Raw genomic sequence first — 1,290 nt, forward strand, 5'->3', positions numbered from 1 at the left:
CTACGCCAACCTCTTCGACGACGAGGACGGCGAAGGCTTCACTCTCATCTGGTCCCGCCCGAACCGCCGCGGCGGCGAGTGAGACCGGCACCAGGCCCCGCCCGGCACTGCCGGGCGAGGCTACCGCCCCTTCGCGTGCGCTCGACTCTCAATTATGGCACTGGGGCAGTCGGGATCATAATCCGCGTGTCGGGGGTTCAAGTCCCTCCCCCGCTACCATCAAAAAGGCCCGTTATCTCAATGAGATAGCGAGCCTTACTTTTTCGGAAAAAGCGTCTCATGTCGCGTTCGTGTTGCAAAGCTTTCCTGAGGATTTCCAACGATTCCCAGGGGGTGTCGAAAACTCCGTGCGACATGCGTGCGACATGCGTGCGACATGGAGTAGGGCTTTCAGACGTGCGACATGGTGGGCATAACGGCAAGGGGACGTAGATTCTTCTCCCGGCGCTACTGATTTGAGGCGGAACGCGACCAAGCGCCGGTACGGGTCTCCAGCTGCCCCTCACAGATCGGTTTGCTGATAACCGGTTCGCAAGGGCAGACGATTGTGGATTGGAGACGACAATGCGTGACCGCGCTCCGATGTTCTTGTTTCCGGCCGGCCCTGGCAGTCATCCTTAAGAACGACTATGGAGCCTCTTCCGACGTTCGTCAGGCTCAGAATGGCCAGCGCATCTTGCACAAAGTGCGGTGTTGCAGTAGCCCATGCATACCAGCGCGGTTCGCCCCGTCTCTCGCTAATCAGCCCCATGCCGGTAGGTAGAACGGAGATCGGAATCTCCCTGCCGCGGTATTGGCGGCACTTGCGCGCGCCTGTTATTTCGCGAGCCTGTACATCATCCAGAGTTTGCCCAAGGCTGACAACGAGTCATCGCCGCGGATAACGTCAAGCTCGGAAGGTAGCTTCAAGAGCCGTCGGGGGCCAGGTTGTGGGGCATCATTAACCAAATGGCCGCCGCATGGTCATTGTCCGGCCGCGGACCGCTGCGGTGCACCATCCATTAGGCTGAGAGGGATAGCCGTTCAGCCGTCTTCGAACAGCTCGTTGATTAGCTCGGTGGCTATCGCGATGTTGGACAAGGCCATGGTTTGATCGAACAGGCCTTGGCTTTCTGCGTGACTGAAAGAGTTCCGAAGTCGACGAGACGCATCCCACTGCTTGTGTCGACGTTCGGTTAGAGCCTTTTGCTTGTTCATCCGTGAGCGCCCGGTGTACCCGACCTTGCGAGGCTTGTGACGGTTGTGGGATTTTTCGCGGGTGAGCGGGCGGTCGTGTCCGCTTAAATTACG

General features: G+C 59.0%; 1 protein-coding gene. It reads right to left on the reverse strand.

Going from position 1 to position 1,290, the window contains the following annotated elements; all coding sequences use genetic code 11:
- Window positions 1–1,023 precede the first annotated feature (1,023 nt).
- Window positions 1,024–1,290: hypothetical protein (locus H7X47_RS26040; protein WP_227010822.1), on the reverse strand; the 267-nt coding region annotated here is incomplete at its 5' end.

This window comes from Pelagibius marinus (genome assembly GCF_014925385.1).
Lineage (GTDB): Bacteria > Pseudomonadota > Alphaproteobacteria > Kiloniellales > Kiloniellaceae > Pelagibius > Pelagibius marinus.